Source organism: Paracnuella aquatica, from assembly GCF_003332885.2.
GTDB lineage: Bacteria > Bacteroidota > Bacteroidia > Chitinophagales > Chitinophagaceae > Flavisolibacter > Flavisolibacter aquaticus.
The window spans coordinates 1-21,907 of the sequence record NZ_QOWJ01000021.1; the positions used below are offsets into that span (position 1 = coordinate 1).

Genomic DNA, 21,907 nt, shown 5'->3' on the forward strand with positions numbered 1-21,907 from the left:
AAAAATAATTTTTTCACTGCCCACATCCCTCAAAAAAACAGGCCTCCTCGCCAGCAAAAAGGTGGGTCAGTTTGCTCCGGCCTGAATGGGTCACCTTGACCGGCTTATGCACCCTTGATACGGCTCATGTTGAAGCTTCTCGTTTCTTTGGAATGGACGTCAGCCATAATAGTACTCTTATGATGGTTCGGGTTAAATCCTGTGCCAGCTATTACAAATACAGCTTCTCCGTTTTCACAAAAGCTAATTCTCTTCTTATTCTCTTTAATCATGCACTATATGAATTTGAGCATAGCAGTAACCAATTAAAATGTAAAGAGCAACGCTGTTACAATGAATGTTCCTTTTCAAATAATTCTCCCTGGAATATTTAGCTACGAATCATACCTCCAGCTTCTACCCGTTTCAACCCCTTCCCGCTCCTCATTTTTGAAAAGGCCCTTCAATAAGTGTAAAAATTACAATTAAAATTTCTACCTTTTACCGGCAAACAATACGCAAACGCCATATGCACAGTAAAACCATTGTAACCTCCATCGCAGCCGCTGCTATCCTGTTGAGCTGCGGCACAGCAAAACAAACCACCGGTGTACCGCAATCGTTCAAATACAATACTGCGGTACAGGCAGTGGGAACCAGCCCCGAAAAAATAGCAGGCCTCGACTCCCTGTTGCAGTCGTTTGTACAGCAGAAAAAAGCCAGCGCCGTTGCTGCATTTGTTGCCAAAGGTGGCAACGTGGTGTATAAAAAGGCATTTGGCTGGAAGGACATCGAACGGCAGATTCCGGCATCGCCTGAAGATTACTACGTGATGTTTTCACAAACAAAAGCCGTAACCACCGTAGCCTTTATGACGCTGGTTGAAAACGGCCTGGTTGCTGTGGATGAACCGGTATCTAAATATTTTCCCGAAATACCCGACAGCGTGGTGACGAAGGTAGCCGAAGACGGCACTTATGAAGCCCGCCCCGTAAAATCGCCCATGACCTTTGCGCACCTGATGTCACACAGCTCAGGGTTGAATGCAGGCTTGGTTGGGCAGTTGCGCAGGGCCCGCATGCAGGGCGGCGCGGCGGGCAGAAATGCCGGTGGCGCACAGCCGGCAGCAGCGCCTGCAGGGCAACGTACCGGCGGCGGCAACACCAGCGCAAGGTACCTGGCCGATGAAATGCAGGCGTTGGCCAAATATCCCCTTGGCTTCGACCCCGGCTCGCAATGGAATTACCACATCAGCACCAATATGCTGGCCTATATGGTGGAGCGCATTTCGGGCAAGCCCCTGCGGCAATATGTAAAGGAAACGATCCTCGAGCCCCTGGGCATGAAGAACACCGACTGGTATTTTGCGCCGGAAGCGTTGGACCGTTTTGTAAAACCATACAACCTGGTGGATGGCAAGCTGGAGCCGGCTTCTACCATGTTTAGCGAGGGGGCAGTAAGCACCGTGCAAACCTATGCCGAAGGTGCCATCGGGCTCAACGGGCCCATTGAAGATTATGCCCGTTTTTGCCAGATGCTGCTCAATAAAGGGGAGTTTAATGGCCGGCAGATATTGAAGCCGGAAACCGTCGAACAAATGACCACCATCAACCGCCTGCCCGAAGAAAATGCCGGCGGCAAGGGCTTTCGTTTTGGGTTGGGTTTTGAACTGTACAATGCACAAAAAAAGCCCGCACCGGAAGTGTCGAACACGGCATATGCCTGGGGCGGCTTGTACGGCACCGAGTATGTGATTGATCCCGAAAACAACATGATCGTGCTGTTTTACCTGAACATGCCCAAGCGTGAAACCATTTACCCGAAATTTTTAAGCAAAGCGTACCAGTTGTTTAAATAACAGTGATGGACAAACGCAATTACCGCATGCATTAATTAAATAACGCTGGCTTTGTGTTGCAGGTAAAATTGTTGCCTGTATTGCCGGCTTAGATAAACGTTTCCCTTTCCTATTTTTTTCATCAAAGAAGCCCATGCTCCAACATGGGCTTCTTTGATGAATGGATGTTTTAAATAGCAGATCAGTTCTGTTTAAAAAAGGAAACGCTGTGTACCACGTTGCGTTTTATAGCTGAAGTGTTGCATTTCATCTTTTCAAGAGTAGCAACATTTATAACGCCTGTTTAAGCCACCTGCAAAAAGGCTGTTTATCCCGCCAATGCTACTGTCTGTCCTGCGCCAGGTGCTGTATGTCGCATTTGTTACCTGCCCCCTCGCTGCATGTATAATTTTATACGTTCTATGCACACCTTAACGCTGCGGTAATGAAAATAATAAGATCCCTTTTGCTGTTGCCCATTGCTGCCTGCCTGCTCCTGCTGCCCATGGGATGCGCCAAAGACGAACCGCCTTACAGGGCGCCAAGGATCATACCTGCCCCACCTCTTCCGCCATTACCACCGCCACCCATCCAGCAACTGCCGCTCAGGGTGTGGGCAGGCAACAACCTGCACATTGCTTACCCAGCCGATTCGGTTCAGTTGCGAGCCTATGCATCCGGCGATCATGGACCGCTCACCACCCAGTGGACGAAAATCATTGGCCCTGCCAGTTATCAAATTTCCCAACCCGATAGTTTGGAAACAAAGGTTACCAGGCTGGAAGTAGGCGAATACCTGTTCGGGATTACCGCCAACAGCACCGACCGCCAAACACACAGCGACACCGTGTCGGTTTTTGTGATCAAACCTGGCGCAACCGAAACCGTTTTTAAAGAACTGGGCTGGGAATGCCCGATGGGATGCGGCCTGGTGGTGTACAACATCTATTCGTTTATCCCGGCAGGCAAGCCCATTAAGGTTTGGGTAAGGCTCGCTGGCGAAGTTGTGTGGACCGCAGTAAAACACGGCAATCAATGGACCGTACAAGACCGGTTTAGCTATTACTTAGATGAAGAAACCATCCAGATTTATGCAGACAACGAAGTAGGATATGCCGATCTGAAAATTGAATATTAACGTGTTTGTTATTTAAAAAAGTCCAGCGGTTTTACCGTTGCACAATGAGCCAAAACTGTTGCTGACAATAGTTAAAAAACACACTTCAACGTACTACCACGTACTCGCCATTCATTGATGTTTTTACTTATAGAAAAGACCAGCTACGCAATGCAGCCGGTCTTTTCTATAAAGCCTGTTTGTTGTCAACAACGATATAGCATCACATTGCGAACAAATGACTCCAACATACACATCTTCCCTCCTTGCAGCTTGCAACTTGATGCTTGCAGCTTAACCTCCCTCACAAAGAACAACTACGCCAACTGCCACTCGGGCCGGATATAATGGCAGGTATAACCATTGGGATGTTTTTGCAGGTACGCCTGGTGCTCTTCTTCTGCGTTCCAGAAATCGCCGGCGGGCACCACTTCGGTAACAATGGGCCCGGGCCAGATGCCCGATGCATTCATTTCGGCAATAAGTGCTTCAGCTGTGGCTTTTTGCTCTTCATCGAGGTAAAAAATTGCGGAGCGGTACGATAGGCCAATATCATTTCCCTGCCGGTTGCGGGTGGTAGGGTTATGTATCTGAAAGAAAAACTCGAGCAACTTCCGGTACGAAAGCACTTCGGGATCGAAGGTAATAGCGATGGCTTCGGCATGGGTGCCATGGTTGCGATAAGTGGCGTTGGGCACATCGCCACCGGTATAGCCTACTACTGTTGCCGATACTCCCGGCACTTCGCGGATCAATTCTTCCATGCCCCAAAAACAACCACCTGCAAGGATCGCCTGTTTATTTGCCATTATATTTTTTTGGGGTAAACCGACAAGTTTGGCGCCAAACCTTTTTCGCTTCCTCTTTCCGCCGTTTTGTCGGCCAGCGGTGCGGCACCTGCCTTTGTGGACGGCAACACACAAAAACCAAAAATTGGGGTAACCGGTAACATAAGCTGCGACTAACTGTGCAATCTTTTGTTTACCTAAATAAAAACACCGCGTTTAAGGAAAGCCTCCTTTCTATAATAATGATGATACAAAACAGGCATCAAGAGGCAAAAACTATCGCTCCGGAATATCGGCACGCCGAAGTACACCATGCAACAACTGCAGCCTATTTCAAAAAAACCATTTACTGCCGGGCTAGCACAGTTTTTTTATATAACGGCCTGCACAAAAGCAAACCACCATGCAGAACGGAACCATGATGCAGTACTTTCACTGGTACTACCCCGCCGACGGCAGCCTATGGAATAAAGTAAAAGAAGAAGCACCAACACTAGCCTCGCTGGGTATTAACGCCGTATGGTTGCCACCCGCTTATAAAGGCACCGAAGGCGGCCAATCGGTTGGCTACGATGTGTACGACCTGTACGACCTGGGCGAGTTTGACAGTAAAGGCTCCGTCCGCACCAAGTACGGCACCCGCGCCGAATATATCGATGCCATTAAAACCCTGCACGAGCACCAGATACAGGTGTATGTGGATATTGTGCTGAACCACCTGGGTGGCGGCGATGAAACCGAAACAATCCAGATCCGGAAGATGGACCCGGAAGACCGCAATGCCTGTATTTCCGAAGATTGCGAAATAGAAGCTTATACAAAATTCACCTATCCTGCCCGTAAGGGCCAATACTCCTCATTCCAGTGGGACCATACCTGTTTTACCGGCGTTGACTACGACCACCGCAGCGGCGAGAATGGTATTTACAACATCCTCAACGACTGGGGCCACGATTGGGAGGAAATGATCTGCGATGAAAAAGGCAATTTCGACTACCTGATGTTTTGCGATGTGGAGTTTCGCAACCCGCATGTACGCGAAGAATTAAAGCGCTGGGGCCAATGGTATTTCGACACCACTGCATTTGATGGCGTACGGCTGGATGCGGTAAAACATATTGCGCCGCAGTTCTTCAACGAGTGGCTGGGCCATATGCGGCATGTAACCGGCAAAGATTTGTTTGCCGTGGCCGAGTACTGGGCACCGGGCAACCTGGAAATATTGGAGCGTTATATTGATGCTACCGAAGGAAAACTTTCGCTGTTTGATGCACCGCTGCAAAACCGCCTGCACCAGGCATCGCAAAGCGGCAACAACTACGACCTTTCTACCATTTTTAACGACACGCTGGTAGATGTGCAGCCACACCTGGCCGTAACGCTGGTAGCCAACCACGATACCCAGCCCCTGCAGGCGCTGGAAGCGCCGGTAGCGCCTTGGTTCAAGCCCATTGCCTATGCACTTATTTTGCTGCGCGAAAAAGGTTATCCCTGTATTTTTTACCCCGACTTGTACAGCGCCGAATACACCGACTACGGGCAGGACGGCAACGAGCACCACATTGTGATGCCGGCCCTTGCGGCACTGCCCATGCTGTGCAAGCTGCGCAAAGAAGCCGCTTACGGCACCGAGCATAATTATCTTGATCACCCCAACTGTATTGGCTGGACCCGCGAAGGCGTGGCCGAGGTGCCCAATAGCGGCTGTGCCGTGGTGATATCGAACGGCGAGCCGGGCAACAAGTATATGTATGTGGGCAAGCAACATGCAGGGAAAACATTTGTGGATGCCATTGGCAACGCTGCCGAAACCATTACCATCAACGAGGCGGGCGAAGCGGAATTTTATTGCGCCGGCGGCACCGTGGCCGTGTGGATTGATGAGGCGTTGTGGGAGCAATTGGTGGTGCCCGGCATTACCGGGCTGAATAGCGAAGGGGGTGAATAAGTGCTGTTTTAATTTTCCCGATACGGATCACCATTTCAGCAGAGAAGAAGTGTCATTCCGTGCTGAATCATTTGAAAAAGGAATTACAGGTCTTTATTTGACCAATACAACGTTCGTGGGGTTGGAGAGCTTGAAGTCTTCCTTTCGGGGTTTCAACAGCTCCAGCCCGCGGCCTTTGTAGCCTTTGGTATATCCTTTTACACGGGCTTCAAAAGCAACTCTTTTACCCACATGATGCACCACGGTGGCCAGTTGTTTGCCAATGGTAAACCATACATGGGCCGTCATCAGTTCGCCCGCTTCATTGCGTACATCGGTAAACAAAACCGTTTCAGAAGCGCCGCCTTTAAAATTGCTTTTGGTACCAAGCCGCGCAATGGTGGCGGTAAATTTTGTTCGTACGCCTTCAATCCTGCCCAACTCCCTGCGCATAGTTATGTTGCTTGTATCCTGAACGAAAAATAGCAAGTTGCAGCACCGAAAGCCCTTTGACGGTTGATTATGGCTTTTCCGGCTTGCGGCCATCCTTGCCTTCCTTAAATTCCCGGGCGCCTTTGCCTATGCCCCGCATCAGTTCGGGGATTTTGCGGGCACCAAACAACAGCAGCAACACCAGCAAGATCAGCAGTATTTCAAAAAAGCCAAAGCCCATATCATTCAATTTAAAATGAGGAATGAAAGTAATCAATAACGTAGTGGCCCGTGGAATTATTTGAAAGCCTCATTTTGATAAAACCGGTCCTTCATTGTTTACAGCAGTTGCGCAACAGCAGGATACTTTATGCCAATGGCTTAAAACCCAAATGCTGCTATTGAACAATGATCTGCCCGCAAGCACAAAAGATTATGCATCAACTTGCACAAGGGGTAATTTATACCGACACATCACTGTTGCCTGCTAAAACCCAACACTCACCTGCATATAAACATTCCTGCCCGGCCGGGCAATGTTGCCCCAGTCCAGGTGTTCGCGGTAATAAGCATCAAGGATGTTTTCCACGCCTGCATTCAGTTGCCACAGCACCCGGCCCTGCTGCAACTGGTAACCAGCCCGCAGGTGCACCAGCGAAAATGCCCCGGTGCTCCGTTCGTTGGCAGCCACGCTTACCCGGCGCTGTGCTGCTGCCAACTCCATTTCGGCCTGCAGCCACAATGCATTGAAATGCTGCCGCAACGTGCTGATGTTGCGCAGCGGCGCAATCAGGGGCAGCGGGTTGCCCGTGTTGTCTTGGGCATGGGCATACTTAAGCGTAGATACCAGTTGGGTGCCCGAAAATGGCTGATACACCACGCTGCCTTCGCCGCCTGCAAGCAGGGCCTGCGCTGTATTTTCATAAGTCTTTACGCCTCTTGCACCGGGTGTCATTACACTCAGGCCGGGGTTTATTTTGCCAAAAATATAGTGGCGCACTTTTGAAATATAACCGCTGGCCTGCACCTTCCATTTTTGCTGTTGCCACGAAAGCGTCAACTCGGCCTGTTGGCCAATTTCCTTTCTCAATTTTGTATTGCCAATATAGTCGTGGCCATCAAACTGGTTGAACAGGTAAAAGCCAAACAGCTCGCCGGCACTGGGCGCCCTGCCATTCATACCCAACGAAAAGGATGCTTTTAAACTTGGAAATAATTTTCGGCTAACCTGCACCGATAGAGCGGGTATTACAAAGCCCATTTGCTCACCACTATAGCCAAACACCGCCAGTTGGTCTTTGCCGCCCTGGCTGGTCAGCGCATAATCAGTCACATCAACCCGGCCGCTAACCTGCACTTGTGTGGCACTGTCAATGCGCAACTGGTATTGTGCCGCCACACCGCCCTGCACCTGCCGGTTATCGGGCCAGGTAAGCATGTACATATCGGGCTGGCCCGGCTGGTACATGGTCATCGATGCTTTGAGCATAGTAGCAGATGCATCGGCACGCAGCTGCAGTTTTTGCCCAACACCCAGGCTGCGCACCGCCTCGGCATACATGCCCGATGTGCGGCTTACGCCGGGCATATCCATATGCATGGGCACTGCGGGCCGCTTTGTATCATCCATATAGTGCTTTACGCGGTTGGCATACAGCTTTGCCTCGGCCCGCTCCCAGCCACGCCAGCCACTTTCCTGTACAAACGTTACCGACCCGATCCGTGCATTGGCATAGCCCACATCCATGGGCAGCGCCGGGTAGCCAATATTCCAGCCATCATCGGCCAACAGGTCTACCCGCAGGTAAGCGCCATCGTTAAGCTTCAGTTTGCCATGCAGCGTGTAGTTTACTTTTTCGTACTGCGAAAAAGGCACCCGCTGGCCGCTGCCATCGCGGTAGGCGCCGCTGTTGCGGTACGTGCCGGTGGCCCGCAGGCCAAAACGCGACGTGGCATAGTTGAAGTTGGCCGAACTAAAAAAGGCCCGCGATGCGGAATGGTAGCCGGTGCTGGCGCTGCCCGAAAAGCGGCCTTCATCGTGGCAGCTGGCTTCGGCCAGCTTCATATTAATACTGCCGCCAACCGAGGAGCCCACCAGAAGGCTGCTGCCGTTGGTGCGCACCTCCATGCTGTTGAGGTTTACCGGCTCGATGTAGATCGAGGTCGGGTCCATTTTATCGGTGCAGGCGCCATGAATGCGCATGCCATCGAGCAGCAGCGCTACCTGGTTGCTGTTGAACGACCGGATGATCGGCTCCATGCCATAGCTGCCGCGGCGCACCAGCGACAACTCCGGGATGCGGGCCATAATGTCTTCGGTGGTGGCGGCTTTGTTGGCAGTAAAATATCGATATAGGTGTTGCTGCTGGCCCCTTTGTTGCGCAGCCACAGTTACCTCCTGCAGCAGCACGGTTCGTACCGAATCGGTTAGGTCTTTTTCCTGCGCAGCGGCGATGCCCGTTAAGAGCAGGCAACCAATGAAAGCGTATAGGCTTTTCATGCTGATATAGTTGATGTATGGAAAACAAGACGCTGATGCAAGTGGGCAACAGGCTCTTGTTTCAATAGGGTTAAAAGTTTACTTCAAAAAAAGTGGCGTTATCGGCTACTGCATCACCTTTTTTAAAATTGAGATTGAGGTACCACAAGCCGGTCATGGTAAAATTTACTTTGCCTTTATAATGCCCTTTGCCGGTATGCACCGGGTCGATGTTGTTGGGTGAGCCATGTCCCATGGTGGGCATTTCGGGGGTTACTGCAACGGCAAGACTGCTATCGGCTGGAAAAGCCATCATGCCCTTTGCTTCGTAAATGGCTAACTCCAGGTCGTTTACGCCCACTTTAGGCGCAGTGGGCTGCACCAGGGCTAACCAGTATTTTTTGTTGTCCACTTTTGATACAAACGATTTGAGCTTGTTTTGCCGCGGCTCGGTGATGGCTACCGGCAGCGTGGCTTTGCCCTGGCGGCCATTTACAGTAACCGTTACTTCCACCGCCCAGGAGCCCATGCTGCCCGATGGCATGGTAAATACCAGCGCCCCGTTAAAGCGTTTGTTGGAAGCTTTCGATGCAGGGTTTTCTACCGGCGCACTGTGTTTCATGGTGCCCATATCCATCATGGGCATAAGGGTGATGGCTGCTTCTTCAATGGATTGACCACTTACCGAATCGGTGAGGGCAATGGAAACAAAATTATAACCGGTAGTAAGTGGTGCGGCAGCGTATAGCTGTACCTGCACACCGGCGCCAATAGCGTAGCCTTCGGCAATTTTTAGTGCATCATTTGTATCCTTGTTGGGCTCCATATTGTCTTTGGCGCAGCCAATAAATAAGAGTGTTATTACAGCAGCAGTGATCAGCGAAAAATATCGGTTCATGATTGATAAAACATGGGTGAAAGAAAGGGGCATGGGCATGCAGCACAGCGGCGTGCAATACACATTTAGCATGAGTGCATCATGCCGCGCTGGGCAGACTAATGGGCCGCCAGCACAAAGCAGTGCACTACACCGGCAGGTGCCGGATAAAGTATTTAACTACAAAAAGGGGCGTTAAGCTGCAGGTGGCCGCAGGCAGGAAGCGCTGTGCTGAAAAGCGTAGTGATTGGGCTTTTCTTCGGGGTAAAAATGTGTTGCGTTATCGGCGGAAAAAGGCAACTCCAATGCAACAGGCGCAGCAATGTATTCAACTATTTCAATCGTCTTGGAAGGTGCTTCTTTCGAGCCTTCAGCTTCGCGGGCTTTACTGAGTTTCTTTTTCAAAAAACATTTGCCTTTACACTCCAGTATAGGCTGGTCTTTGTTTTCGCAAAGCTCCGCGGCGATGTAGCTCCTGTTTGCATAAAAAAGGGAGTAAATAGCCACCGGGTAACATGCCTGTATGGCCAGCAAAAGGAGCAATATGATACAACGCAACTGCTTCACTACAGGTGCAAAGCTAACCAACTCGTATTATCAGGATGTGATTTTTGTCAATATGAAAGCTCATTGTTGTTGTGTACCGGATAATGTGCAGTGATCATTGTTTGAAAAATGCAAACCAACAACGCATAACTTGCTCCATCATTTTACACAATAAAAAAGAAGGTGTGCCAAAACACACCTTCTTTAAAACACCATACTTATGTTTTCAATTACTGTTGCCCGTTTTTCAACGATGCCATATCTATCACAAAGCGGTATTTCACATCGCCTTTAAGCAGGCGCTCATATGCTTCATTTATTTGCTGTATGCCAATCAGTTCAATGTCCGAAACAATATTGTGCTTGCCGCAGAAGTCCAGCATTTCCTGTGTTTCGGCAATGCCGCCAATCATGGAGCCGGCAAAGCTGCGTCGGTAAGGGATCAAGCTAAATGCCGCCACCGGCAGCGGGTGCTCCGGCGCACCAACTAAAGCCAGCGAGCCGTCAACACGCAGCAGGCCCAGGTACGCATTAATATCGTGCTCTGCCGAAACGGCATCCAGCACAAAATGCAGCTTGCCCCGGTAGCGCTTCATTTGCGCTGCATCTTTCGATAAGATCACATCATCGGCACCGAGGCGTTTTGCATCTTCAAACTTGGAAGCCGAGGTAGTGAACACAATAACTTCGGCGCCCATGGCTTTGGCCAGCTTTACACCCATATGGCCCAGGCCGCCGATGCCCACCACACCTACTTTTTGGCCGGGGCCTACGTTCCAATGTTTTAAAGGAGAATAGGTAGTGATGCCGGCGCACAAAAGCGGTGCAGTGGCCGCCAGGTCCAGGTTTTCAGGCACCCGCAGCACAAAGGCTTCATCCACCACAATGCTTTCTGCATAGCCGCCATAGGTGGCGGTGCCCAGGTACTTGTCCGGCGAATTGTAGGTACCGGTATTGCCCGCTTCGCAATATTGCTCCAGGCCATCATTGCAGTAATCGCACTGGCGGCAGCTATCCACCATACAGCCCACTGCGGCCACATCGCCCACTTTAAATTTCTTTACATGATCGCCCACACTCACCACGCGGCCTACAATTTCGTGGCCGGGCACACACGGATAAATGGTACCATGCCATTCGTTGCGGGCCGTGTGCAGGTCGGAGTGGCACACCCCGCAAAACAGGATCTCGATCTCTACATCGTGGGGCGTTGGCTGCCTGCGTTTGATTTGCAATTGTTGCAGGTCGGCATCGGCCGCTTCGGTGCCAAATGCTTTTATTTCTGTTGCGGGAACGGTGGTGACACCTTCCGGCGTTGTACGTGTTGCGTCCATATCGTTGCTGTTTTAAATATTCGCATCAATTGTTGCACCGGGGCAAAAGGGGTGCCCGGTATTATACAACAACCATACAAACTTTCCGTTCAGGGGGCGGTTCATTTGGGGCTTTAGTTGATGCAACTTTGCGCCATTCGGTATAAAGCAACAGTTTCAATTGCTCACTGTAAACAGCACAGTACGTTGCGCCATATGTTTTGCAATAAATAATTGCAAATGCTCCGCACTTTCAGCCGACCAATGATTTTTTAGTGGAAATAAAATTGCAAAAACGCATTTACACAAAAAGCTCCGACAGGTCAATTTGTTTGAGGTAGGGTTCCAAAATGCCTACTTCGCGGGAAGCATACACGGCAACGATGCTTTTTCTTTTGGTTACAAAAACCACTTCCACGTAAAAGTCGGCCACTGCGTAGAGGTGCATGCTCCGCGGGCCCTGGCTCCGGTGTCCAACCAGGGTATCGTGCCGAACGGCCAGTTTTACCTGCTCCAGGGTATCGAGTGTATTGAATCTTTCGGCGGTCAACATATCCTTTTTCAAGGTACAAAAAACGGGCTACAACATTGCTGCGTTGGCCCTTTTGCATCGGCTGTTGAAAACTGGCCTGTTAATGTTCACAACCCTTTGGTGCATCATTTGCAACGGCACGGGCATGCAGCCCTGGAAAAATAAATTATTGAACATTGCCCGCACCATCGACACCAGTACCGACAATCTTGCTTTGCGCCTGCGCCAGCGCTTAAGTGCCGGCAAACCCGCACATATTGTGGCGTACCGCACCTATGGCACGGCCCGCAAAATATTTGTCCGCGGCCGGGTGCTGGAGGATAAAAATATTGCCACCGCCACCGAAGGCGACAGCCTTTTTACCAACCTGGTAAATATGTACAAACGCTTTGAAAGCAACGAGGTGCCCGGCGCACAGGTGCAGATTGATGTGCAGGGAGCCGAACACCTGGTAACCACCGATAAGGAAGGTTTTTTTGTGTTCGACATCCACCCCGAGGAGCCTGTGATCACCGAATCACTATACCATGCCGTGGACCTGAAACTGGTGTATACGCCGCATAATTTTCAGCCTTTTGAAACCACTGCCGAAATAATGATACCGCCGCCCGATGCGGAGTACGGCATCATCAGCGATATTGACGATACGGTGATCCGCACCGGGGCGCACAGCCTGCTGGCGATGGGCAAAACGGTGCTGCTTTCCAATGCCCGCACCAGGCTGCCTTATCCCGGCGTAAAAGAGTTTTACAAAGCGCTGCAACTGGGCCGCAACGGCCAGCGCAACAACCCGTTTTTTTATGTGAGCAGCAGCCCATGGAACCTCTACGACCTGTTGATTGATTTTTTGGACCACAACGAAATACCGGCCGGCCCGTTGCTGCTCCGCGATTTCGGGTTGCAAAGCGATTCGTTTGTGAGCGGCAATTACCTGGGGCATAAGTTCAAGGAAATAGCGCAGATATTGGATATGTACCCGCACCTGAATTTTGTGCTGGTGGGCGACAGCGGCGAACAGGATCCGCCCATTTACCTGGAAGTGGTGAAGCGTTATCCCGGCCGCATCCTGGCCATTTACATACGCGATGTAACCATCCCCGAGAAACATAAAATTGCGCAGGACGTGGCCACCGAATTGCGCAGCCACGGTGTGGAAATGATCCTCACCGAACACAGCGTGCAGGCTGCCGAACATGCCGCCGCAACCGGTTTGATTTTCTCCAACGCACTGCCCGAAATTAAAGCAGACAAAGAACAAGACCAGGGAGCGCTACCGGGTAAAGAGGAAGGAGTGTAGAGGGTGATGATGGATGGTGGATGATAGATGATGGAAAGTAGATGATAGATTTTAGACAATAGATGATAGACGTAAAGCGTAAGAACGTGTTTGATTTGTCCTAGTTGACAACCAATGCCTTTCGTCTATCATCTATCATCTTTTCTCCCTCACCCAAGATGCTTTTTGAAAAAATCAAGCGTACGCTGCCAGGCCAGTTTGGCGGCTGCTTCGTTGTAGCGTGCTGCTGATGTATCGTTGTGGAAGGCGTGTTGTGCGCCTTCGTACACATATTGCTCGTAGGGCACATTGGCTTTTTTCAGCGCCGCTTCGTATTCGCCCATGCCGGCGTTTACCCGTTCGTCTAGTGCTGCATAGTGCAGTTGCACCGCCGATTTTATTTTGGGCACATCTTCCAGCGCCGGCTGGCGGCCGTAGAACGCAACGGCTGCTTTCAACTGCGGCTCATTTACCGCCAGGTTGTTGGCCATGGCACCACCCCAGCAAAAGCCCACACAGCCCGCTTTGCCGTTGTAATCTTTGCGGGTGCCGAGGTAGGTAGATGCATTGCGGAAGTTTTTCAGGCTGTCCTCAGGCTTTAGCTCGCCAAACCACTGGCGGGCCTCATCTTCATTAGCAGGCGTTTTGCCCAAAGCCGATAATGCATTGGGTGCAATGGCCAGGTAACCGGCCTGTGCTGCACGCCGCGCCACATCTTCAATATGCGCATTCAGTCCGCGGTTTTCGTGGATTACCACCACGGCGGCATACTTGCCTTCCTTTTTAGGCCGGGCCACATAAGCCGTCATTTCGTTGGGCACGCCGGGGTATTTTACATACTCGGTCATCAGTTCGTCGGCGGTAGTTTGTGCGGCCCGAGCATAGTTGCCTTCCAGCATGGGCAGCAGCGTCATGGCGGCGGCCGTGCTGCCGGCCAGCAGCGTCAGGCGTTTTAAAAACTCCTGCCTGGTAAGTGGGCGGTGGGTATATTCATCATACAAATTGATGATCTTCTGGTCCATATGGCGTATGTGTTTTTAGGAAGATACAAAAAGCCCGCATGTATTTATTTTTTCGCGGTAGCGGCAATGACGCGGCTTACCAGCCCGGCCAGTGCAGCGGGCTCCAGCCAGCGGGTTACAATCAGGAGGTCGTGTGCTTCGTCTACCACTATGTAATTGCCGCCAAAGCCGGCGGCATAGTAAATGTTTTTCGGAACGCCTTTTAATTCCTCATCCGCGTTGGTCCACCACATCAGCCCGTACGATTTGTTGGCGGCAGATGGCTGCTGTGCGGCAGCCACCCAGTTTTGCGAAATAAGTTGCTGCCCCTTCCATTTGCCGCGGCGCAAGAACAGGTAGCCAAACCGGGCCTGGTCGAGTGTGTTGATGAACAGGCCGCCGCCAAAATGCCCGCCGCCGCTCACCGACTGCACCTGCGCCCCATCGAGGGTTACAAACGAATTGTGGTAGCCATGCCAGCGCCAGGTGGTAGAGGCGCCAATGGGGTCCATGATCTTTTCTTTGAGCACCTGTGGCAGCGGCTTGCGCCACACCTGCAGCAAGGCATAAGCCAGCACATTTACCCGTGCATCGTTGTATTCAAACTGGCTGCCGGGCTCCAGCAGTTTGCGGGCACGCCATTCGTCGGGGCCGCCTTCGCGTGGCGGACGGTCGGCCCAGTCGCACACATCAAACTGGCAGCCGCTCCAATCAGATGTTTGATCGAGCAGGTGGCGCCAGGTAATTTTTTCGTTGTGTGCACCGGCAAAAGTTTCGTCCCACACATAGCGGCTTACCCGCTCAGCCATGTTGCGGATGAGGCCGGCATCCACGGCCAGCCCTGCCACGGTAGACAAATAACTTTTGGTGGCGCTAAAGGTCATGTCCACCCGTTCCACATCGCCCCACTGTGCAGCAATGTAGCCGTCTTTAATAATGAGGCCGGCAGGTTTTCCGCGGTGCTTCATCGGGCCCAGTATGGTATAGCCCGGTTCCCGAGCATACGATTTCATGTTGGCAATGCGCAGGTCTTCTTCCATTTTTACCTCGTTGCGCAGCGCAAAACTTACGGCGCTGTCAAGGGCGGCGGCGTCCAGTTTAAGTTGTGCCGGACTGCGTTTTTGCCACGCCGTATCGGGATAATACCATTGCTGGCCCTGTGCAATGCATGAAGCCATTATTAAAAGAAAAACGCATAAGAGCCGGGAGCAGGAATGGGACAACATGTGGGAAAAAGCATTGGTGCAGCTATAAATATAAACCCCGCTGCAATGAGGTAGTGGAAAATAAAATGGAGCCAATGCAATACATACAACCAACTAAATACGGAGTTCAACACTGCCCACTAAAAGTTTTCAAATCACCGAAAAATAGGTGCTGTAAGAAAATGCCTAAAAAAGGTTTGTTTATCAGTGCTTGCGTCAGTTTACAATTCGCTATTATATTTGCGCACCAAACGTACCCCACATTATGAGAAAACTTTCTATGAGCAAGGCATGCCTTGCCTTGTTGCTTTTTGCTGCATGCAGCATCTCCTCCTGCGAAAAGTTAGCCGAATTAAACGAAGACATCGATGAAGCCGTTGATGAAATGCTCGGCATCCGGGCACTGACCGAGGACCTGAGCAAAACCTCCACCAACTTCAACGAGATCAAAGATTTCCTGATCAATGGAAGGGATGCCTCTTCCGAGATCAAGGTAAATGTTACTTCGAGTGTGCCTTACCGTTATGAGCATAAACGTTATACTTTATCGGGCTCCATGTGGAGCATTAAGACCACCACTTATTCCGGCTCTATTCCCAAATCGTACCTCACCAACAGATCAAGCGCCAACATTGTAAAAGTGAGTGTGCAAAACAATGTGCCCAACCTGTATGTAAACGGAACCAAGATTGCCAGCGGTACCTCATCGGGTTCATCGGGCAGCACGGGTGGCAGCACAGGATCGGGCACTACCACACCTACATCGCAAACGCTGGTGGATAAAGATCTTTCCGGCGATTCGTACGAAAAGAAAACCATTTCTTTTACCGTTCCCACCGGTGTAAAAACCATGGTGATCCGTACTACCGAAAGCAATACTGCTTACCGCAATACCGCCGACCTGTTTGTACGCAGGGGCTCGGCGCCCATAGTAAACGGACCCAAGCCACCATCGTGGACACCGGCTTACTCCTGGACGGCCGATTGCTCGGGCATCCAGCCCAACCGCGTTGACGAGGTGTGCACGTTTAACAACCCCGGCTCCGGCACCTGGTACATTACGCTGTATGGTTACAATACGTATTTCAGCAGCCGTGTGCTGGTGACCATTACCAAGTAATTGGATACAATTTTTTAGAATAAAAACAAGAGCGGTTCCTGTGCAGGAACCGCTCTTGTTTTTATTGACGCATTTAAGAAGATTGTAGAGGTAAATGTTATGTATGAATTTTGACCAACTACGCTATATTTATAAACATCTACTTCATGAGTGAATACCGAAATATCCGTAGTACACCCCTTTATGCGACACTTGTTTGCGGAGCAATAATCATAATTGTTGGATTATATTATCTCATCTCTAATCAGGCTCTTCATGGTTTAACATTGCCCGGTGGGCGTGGAAGTTCCAGAACATGGGAACCCGTAACAATAGATGGTTTGGGTTTGATTTTAGTAGGTCTTGTTGTATGCTTTTATCCTGCCTATATCCTTTACAAAAAAGGACGTCAGCAAGAAGATAAATAGCCGCTATGGTGCTCACTTACAAATGCATTTTGGACTAAAATAAAACCACTTCTTACTCCGCAAAATAACCCATCACTGCTTCTTACAACGAAGCACCACAACTGATCAATCCTTTTTTACCGGAAAGATCAAATGGATCAAGGTTGGCAATGGTAAATGTGCTTACACCTTCCCTGATGTGGATGTTGTTATCGGGTTGCACGTCTTTAAATACCTGCACCTTGTTGCTCACCGGCCACTTTATTTCAATGCTTTCAATGCGGTTGGCGCTGCCAATGCCAATGTGCTGGCGCAGCGGGCTGGCGCCAAAACTACCGCCTGAATTTACATCGCGATACACCGAACGCTGCACGCCGTTTTCGCTAAACGTTACTTTGATTTTTGCACCGATAGCAGCCTTGTTTCCGTTTACGCCTTCCAGCGAAATATTGATCCAGTGGTTGTTGTTTTGTCCCGGATTGAGGTACAGCGAATTTTGATACGCATCGCCTTGGTAAGCGCCACCCACTTCAATGTGGATGTCTTCATCGCCGTCGTTGTCCAGGTCGGCAAACGAAACGCCGTGGCCCTTTTGCAGGTTGCCCACACGGGCAGCGGCGGTGATGTCGGCAAAATGCTTTCCGCCCAGGTTTTTGAACATTTTGTTGGGCACCAGCGATTCGTAATTGGGATTGCCGGTACCCAGGTAAATATCCAGGTAGCCGTCGTTGTCGATATCGCCAAAATTGGAGCCCATGGCAAATGCCACCTTGGCCATCCCCGATTCCTTACTGACATCGGAAAAAGTACCGTTGCCATTGTTGCGGTACAAAAACTGTTTGCCTGCGTTGCCCGTGGGCAGCCCCAAAGCCTCTGCAGCGGCATACACACCCAGTGTGGAATTAAAATCGTAGTTGCACACAAACAGATCGAGCCAGCCATCGTTGTTATAATCCCAAAACCAGGTGCCAAATGTTTTTGCGGTGCAGGTTTCCAGCCCCGCCGCTTTGGTTACATCGGTAAAACGAACGACGCCATTTTTTACACCTTCATTTTTGAGCAACACTTTTTTGTTGTGCAGCGTTGAAATAAAAATATCGGACTTGCCATCGTTGTTATAGTCACCAGATGTAACGCCTTTTACAAAGCTCTTGATATTGGCGCCGCTTTCAACGGCCATGTTTTTGAAACCGCCCTTGCCGTTGTTGATGTATAGCTCGCAAATATTGTCGTCGGCCGCATCAGTCGATTCGTTGCCGATAAACACATCCAGCCAGCCATCGCCGTTAAAATCGTTCCATGTGGCCGTTTGCGTGGGATGAAAGGAAAGCAGGCCGGCGGCTTTGGTTACATCGGTAAAACTGCCGTCGCCATTATTGCGCAGCAGCGAATTGGGCTCCCGCCCAAACTTGCCTTTCCAACCGCCGCGCAGCACGAAAATGTCCTTGAGGCCGTCGTTGTTGTAATCGGTTTGCAACAGGTTGAGCCCACCGGTAAGCTTGCTCAGGCCCGATGGTTCGGAGCGGTCTTCAAACCCGCCTTTTTTGTTGCTCACAAAATAATGCATGGGGCTGGCCAGGTCCCAGCCAGATGTAATGATGTCGAGGTAACCATCGCCGTTGAAATCATCCACAATGCTTCCGCCGGCCATGTCTTCGGTGTTGAGGCCGGTGCGGATGGCCGCATCGGAAAAAGGTTTTACCAGGCTCGATGTATCCTGATCAAGGCCGGGAATAAGGTAGGCCGTTGGCACACATTGCGGGTAGCTGCCCATGGTCATGTATGCAATATTGAGCAGCCATTTTGTTTCCAAGTCGGCGGGGTTGCGTTGCAAAATACCGCGGTACAGTTCCGCAGCTTTTACCGAGCCCCATTTGTCGCGGTGAACGCCGCCGCCTTTTATGGGAAAAATGCACGACTCGGCGCTGTGGTTGTTGCGGCAGTTGGCTTTTTCGCCCATGCGCAGGTACGTCAGCGCCAGGTCTTTTTGTACCGCTGCGGGGTCGGTGTACAGCGACAGCACCTCGTTGCGCATCAGGGTTTCCAATATTGCCTGTGATGAATCTTCGCGGCCCAGTTGCAGGTACATGCGGGCTTTGTTTACCAAGTACCCCGATTGTTCATTGGTGCTGCCCGAAACACGCAGGAAAGAATCCATTTGCACCAGCACTGCCGCAGGCGCAAAACCGTTGGCGCTGTTGAATTCGGTTTCCGCCACCGATGCCAGCAGCGTGGTCATTTCGTGGTTGGGATCTTTGTTGCTGTTGCAGGCAGCGCACCATACAGCAATCAAGGGCAGCAGCTTTCGGCACAATCGTTTCACCATCATATCGGGTTGTTTGCGCTGCATCGGGTTTGCAGCGGCATTGAACAATTTACTTTGAACAGGTTTGCCAAGTATTGCTGTGGTGCTCCGGTAACCCAGGCGTTTTGCCTGCTTTATGTTTGGGCCGGCGCTTATTTCAAAACGTTTAATTGCCTGCCGGGAGCTTAGCGCCCCACCAACAGCGCTGCTGAAAATACAAAAAAGGCCACAATTTGCCGTGGTATTAGCTTTCGGTGTATGCTTATATCAAACTTGAACCTTAGTCTGCAATAAACGCATGTAGCTTTAGACTATTTCCGCGATAGCATCAATTCTGTAGATCTCATCGATGGTTTTGTTGTCTTTATTTTTCCACTCTGTCCAGCCGTTTGCGCTACGACCCAAGATTGCTGCGGCAGCGGCGCTTGGCGACCCAAAAACAAAATCTTCTGTAAAGATCAATACGCCTTCTTCCGGTGTTAGAATTTTATCATCAAGCAGCTTTTTGCGCATACCGGTCACCCATGTTCCCGCAGTCTTGGTTTCATCCTTATTTGCTTTTGAGCCTTTCAATACAACAAATCCGTCATCAATCATTTCACCTTGCGCACTTGCTTCTTTTCCTTTGCAATAAAGCAAATCACGCTTTTTCGATGACTTTCTAATTTCTTCAAAAATGGGAAATCCAAGCGTCGAAAGAAGCACTTTTATAGTGTCGAAGTTGTCGAGTAAATCTGCTTCCATACTCTCAGTTATGTATGGCTTTGCAGGTACTGCCAAATTATCTGTTTCATAACGTCCCACTTCGTTTGCTGCCTTGATACAAATGTGTTCCAGGTATTTTACATGAGATTTGGTAAAAGTGTTTGATTTGGAAGTAATCACCACTGCATAATTCCAAAACTCCTTTGACCTGTTGTGCATTTTAAGGCGCTCAAAACAATCTTCTGTTTCACCGATATAAGAGATCGGCTTTGCCTTGTCTTCATTAACGCCGAAAAGAAAATAGATACCATACTTTCTAACCTCGGGCCTTACACCACATTCGGTCAATTTATTTCTTGGAATCAAAACAGCCACAATCATTCTGTTCGTCAAGTCGGCAATTTTAATACTGGTAGGATTTCCGTCGGGTAAAAATATCTGAATCGTTTGTGGTCTTTGCGTCATAAATGAAGTGTAAGAATTGGTTGCCTACAGCATGTAATATACGAACCAAGTAGCGCCAATAACCACAGTTATAAGCCAAACGCTTAAACAACCTATTTGCTGCATTAATTAGGTTAAACACAAATGCAGTGATAGCGCAGATGCATGCACAAAGAGAATCATTGAACGTTTATCCTGTCAGTTCCGAAAGCGTTTTAGATAACTTACCGCGTCACCGCATCTACCGTAAACTCATTTTCCCAATCGCCTTTTACGTTTATTTTTCGGCCTAGCGGCTGCACCAGTTCGGGCTGGCGGCGTACGCCAAAAAACTGGCCGGGGTCCCATTTGCCATTGCCGTTGCGATCGTATAGCAGGCGCAGATCGTACTCGCCGGGTAGGAACAATTGCTGCACAAAACGGCCGCTTTTAATGGGCACCGAAAACACCACTTTATCGTTCTGTACAAACTGCAGCACCGGGTTCAGGGTGGTATCGGCGCCGTTCAGCGCCAGGTTGATGGAACCATAATCTTCGGTGCGCTTGGTGCGGAACGAGATGGTATCCGCCTTCAGCAGTTTGCGGCCCAGGCTGTCTTCGGCAAAATCCTGCTGCGCAATGAGGTGGTAATCGCGGCCCGGCGTCCAGGAGTGTTGCAGCTGCAGCATTTTTCGCGATGAATCGAGTATCCAACGGTAATTAGGCACTGTGTTATAAGCACTGTCGGCCACCAGCACAATTTTGCTGGAATCCCACTGGCGCAGGGCCCGTTCAAAAGTGATGCTCAGCGGCGTCAGCAGGTCTTGCTGCCCGTTTACCAAAGAGTTGGATAGCCTTAAGCGGCGGTCAGCAGCAGTGTTGCCGGCTGGCGGTGTAGTGGTGGTGGATCGCGGTGCATTTTCGGCCACTTCGTTGTAGGCAAAAAGCCGGATGGAATCGGCGCCGGAAACTACCGGGCCATCGGCAAATGCAAATGCCTGCGCGGGGTTGGTGTAGCGGCGCAAAATACCGGCATCGCCAATGGCGTAAATGGCAAACGAGTCTCGGGGCAGGTTGGTAAAACGGAAGTTGCCCGCATTATCCACACGGCTCACATAGCGTGGCCGCTGTTGGTACACGGCCGAGTCGTCCATGCTGCGGTGCAGCACCACAATCATGGTAGTATCTATTTTGCCGCTTTCCGCCATCACCACGTTGCCCGAAAGCTGCAGCGAATCCAACACGGGGCCGGTTGTAAAACGGTAGGTAAAATTGCGCAGGATATTGCCTTCGTTTTCGTCGCGCAGGGCATTGCCAAAATTGAAAATATAGGTGGTGTTGGCTTCCAGCGAATCGCGGAGGCGAATGCTGATGGTGCGGAGGCGCGACTCTACAATGGGTGTGTTTTCAAAAATGGGCATGAACAGCAGGTTGCCCTGCACCTCTTCCAGCTTTACAAATTCGTTGAAGTTGAGGGTAATGCGGTTGCCGCGGAAATTAACGGTGCTGTCGGCCGGGGTGGCCTCCACCAGCACCGGCGGCAGCGAGTCGCGTGGGCCGCCCTGCGGCGGAATAATATTGGCGCAGCCTGTTGTAACCTGCAATACAGCCAGGGCACTAACTATAGTGAGCAAAAAAATTAACTGCTTCATAAAGTGG

20 protein-coding genes are annotated in these 21,907 nt (G+C 50.5%); 7 read left to right on the forward strand and 13 right to left on the reverse strand.

Annotated features, from left to right (window positions below; all coding sequences use genetic code 11):
• Positions 1-508: 508 nt before the first annotated feature.
• Together DRJ53_RS20070 and DRJ53_RS20075 are read left to right on the forward strand one after the other, a co-directional pair.
• Positions 509-1,837 (forward strand): serine hydrolase domain-containing protein, encoded by a 1,329-nt coding sequence (locus DRJ53_RS20070; protein ID WP_114237464.1) that lies wholly within the window; start codon positions 509-511, stop codon positions 1,835-1,837.
• Positions 1,838-2,261: 424 nt separating this feature from the next.
• Positions 2,262-2,954 carry a PKD domain-containing protein gene (locus DRJ53_RS20075; RefSeq protein WP_123893724.1) on the forward strand — a complete coding sequence of 231 codons (693 nt, stop codon included), beginning with the start codon at positions 2,262-2,264 and terminating at the stop codon, positions 2,952-2,954.
• Positions 2,955-3,250: 296 nt separating this feature from the next.
• Here the strand turns inward: DRJ53_RS20075 and msrA are convergent, their stop codons facing one another.
• Positions 3,251-3,742, reverse strand: coding sequence for a peptide-methionine (S)-S-oxide reductase MsrA (gene msrA, locus DRJ53_RS20080; protein ID WP_175580771.1), 492 nt, complete (start codon positions 3,740-3,742; stop codon positions 3,251-3,253).
• Between the two features lie 382 nt (positions 3,743-4,124).
• Between msrA and DRJ53_RS20085 the strand changes: the two genes are divergently transcribed.
• On the forward strand, positions 4,125-5,669 hold the full coding sequence (locus DRJ53_RS20085) for an alpha-amylase (protein WP_175580772.1): 1,545 nt from the start codon (positions 4,125-4,127) through the stop codon (positions 5,667-5,669).
• 93 nt (positions 5,670-5,762) lie between these two features.
• Here DRJ53_RS20085 and DRJ53_RS20090 read toward each other — a convergent pair whose 3' ends face one another.
• The 4 genes from DRJ53_RS20090 to DRJ53_RS20105 form a co-directional block, all read right to left on the reverse strand.
• On the reverse strand, positions 5,763-6,101 hold the full coding sequence (locus tag DRJ53_RS20090; RefSeq protein WP_114237466.1) for a hypothetical protein: 339 nt from the start codon (positions 6,099-6,101) through the stop codon (positions 5,763-5,765).
• Between the two features lie 67 nt (positions 6,102-6,168).
• Positions 6,169-6,321 carry a twin-arginine translocase TatA/TatE family subunit gene (gene tatA, locus DRJ53_RS20095; protein WP_114237467.1) on the reverse strand — a complete coding sequence of 51 codons (153 nt, stop codon included), beginning with the start codon at positions 6,319-6,321 and terminating at the stop codon, positions 6,169-6,171.
• Between the two features lie 246 nt (positions 6,322-6,567).
• Positions 6,568-8,580, reverse strand: a complete 2,013-nt coding sequence (locus DRJ53_RS20100; RefSeq protein ID WP_114237468.1) for a TonB-dependent receptor domain-containing protein — start codon at positions 8,578-8,580, stop codon at positions 6,568-6,570.
• Between the two features lie 70 nt (positions 8,581-8,650).
• The gene (locus DRJ53_RS20105; RefSeq protein WP_162303944.1) at positions 8,651-9,457 is read right to left on the reverse strand and encodes a FixH family protein; all 807 of its coding nucleotides are present in this window, start codon (positions 9,455-9,457) and stop codon (positions 8,651-8,653) included.
• Between DRJ53_RS20105 and DRJ53_RS21440 the strand changes: the two genes are divergently transcribed.
• Positions 9,456-9,635, forward strand: a complete 180-nt coding sequence (locus tag DRJ53_RS21440; protein ID WP_162303945.1) for a hypothetical protein — start codon at positions 9,456-9,458, stop codon at positions 9,633-9,635. The genes DRJ53_RS20105 and DRJ53_RS21440 overlap by 2 nt on opposite strands.
• Here the strand turns inward: DRJ53_RS21440 and DRJ53_RS21180 are convergent.
• The 3 genes from DRJ53_RS21180 to DRJ53_RS20120 form a co-directional block, all read right to left on the reverse strand.
• Positions 9,632-9,841, reverse strand: coding sequence for a hypothetical protein (locus DRJ53_RS21180; protein ID WP_123893726.1), 210 nt, complete (start codon positions 9,839-9,841; stop codon positions 9,632-9,634). The two genes, DRJ53_RS21440 and DRJ53_RS21180, sit on opposite strands and share 4 nt — an antisense overlap.
• A gap of 371 nt (positions 9,842-10,212) precedes the next feature.
• Entirely contained in the window at positions 10,213-11,316 is a 1,104-nt protein-coding gene (locus DRJ53_RS20115) for an NAD(P)-dependent alcohol dehydrogenase (RefSeq protein ID WP_114237471.1), read from the reverse strand.
• A 280-nt stretch (positions 11,317-11,596) separates the two neighbouring features.
• Complete coding sequence (locus tag DRJ53_RS20120) at positions 11,597-11,845, reverse strand: hypothetical protein (protein ID WP_162303946.1); 249 nt, start codon at positions 11,843-11,845, stop codon at positions 11,597-11,599.
• A gap of 85 nt (positions 11,846-11,930) precedes the next feature.
• Here DRJ53_RS20120 and DRJ53_RS20125 point away from each other — a divergent pair, with 85 nt between their 5' ends.
• Positions 11,931-13,124 carry an App1 family protein gene (locus DRJ53_RS20125; protein WP_206609847.1) on the forward strand — a complete coding sequence of 398 codons (1,194 nt, stop codon included), beginning with the start codon at positions 11,931-11,933 and terminating at the stop codon, positions 13,122-13,124.
• Between the two features lie 149 nt (positions 13,125-13,273).
• Here the strand turns inward: DRJ53_RS20125 and DRJ53_RS20130 are convergent, their stop codons facing one another.
• Together DRJ53_RS20130 and DRJ53_RS20135 are read right to left on the reverse strand one after the other, a co-directional pair.
• Positions 13,274-14,125: a dienelactone hydrolase family protein gene (locus DRJ53_RS20130; RefSeq protein WP_114237473.1), complete on the reverse strand. Its 852-nt coding sequence runs from the start codon at positions 14,123-14,125 to the stop codon at positions 13,274-13,276.
• A 44-nt stretch (positions 14,126-14,169) separates the two neighbouring features.
• The gene (locus tag DRJ53_RS20135) at positions 14,170-15,282 is read right to left on the reverse strand and encodes a serine hydrolase domain-containing protein (RefSeq protein WP_206609848.1); all 1,113 of its coding nucleotides are present in this window, start codon (positions 15,280-15,282) and stop codon (positions 14,170-14,172) included.
• Between the two features lie 292 nt (positions 15,283-15,574).
• Here DRJ53_RS20135 and DRJ53_RS20140 point away from each other — a divergent pair, with 292 nt between their 5' ends.
• Entirely contained in the window at positions 15,575-16,429 is an 855-nt protein-coding gene (locus tag DRJ53_RS20140) for a pre-peptidase C-terminal domain-containing protein (protein WP_114237475.1), read from the forward strand.
• A gap of 146 nt (positions 16,430-16,575) precedes the next feature.
• Positions 16,576-16,836: a hypothetical protein gene (locus DRJ53_RS21185; protein WP_123893730.1), complete on the forward strand. Its 261-nt coding sequence runs from the start codon at positions 16,576-16,578 to the stop codon at positions 16,834-16,836.
• Positions 16,837-16,918: 82 nt separating this feature from the next.
• Here DRJ53_RS21185 and DRJ53_RS20145 read toward each other — a convergent pair whose 3' ends face one another.
• From DRJ53_RS20145 to DRJ53_RS20155, 3 genes are all read right to left on the reverse strand, one after another.
• On the reverse strand, positions 16,919-19,144 hold the full coding sequence (locus DRJ53_RS20145; protein ID WP_162303947.1) for a CRTAC1 family protein: 2,226 nt from the start codon (positions 19,142-19,144) through the stop codon (positions 16,919-16,921).
• A 282-nt stretch (positions 19,145-19,426) separates the two neighbouring features.
• On the reverse strand, positions 19,427-20,290 hold the full coding sequence (locus DRJ53_RS20150; protein WP_114237477.1) for a GIY-YIG nuclease family protein: 864 nt from the start codon (positions 20,288-20,290) through the stop codon (positions 19,427-19,429).
• A gap of 203 nt (positions 20,291-20,493) precedes the next feature.
• Positions 20,494-21,900, reverse strand: coding sequence for an Ig-like domain-containing domain (locus tag DRJ53_RS20155; RefSeq protein WP_114237478.1), 1,407 nt, complete (start codon positions 21,898-21,900; stop codon positions 20,494-20,496).
• Positions 21,901-21,907: the final 7 nt, after the last annotated feature.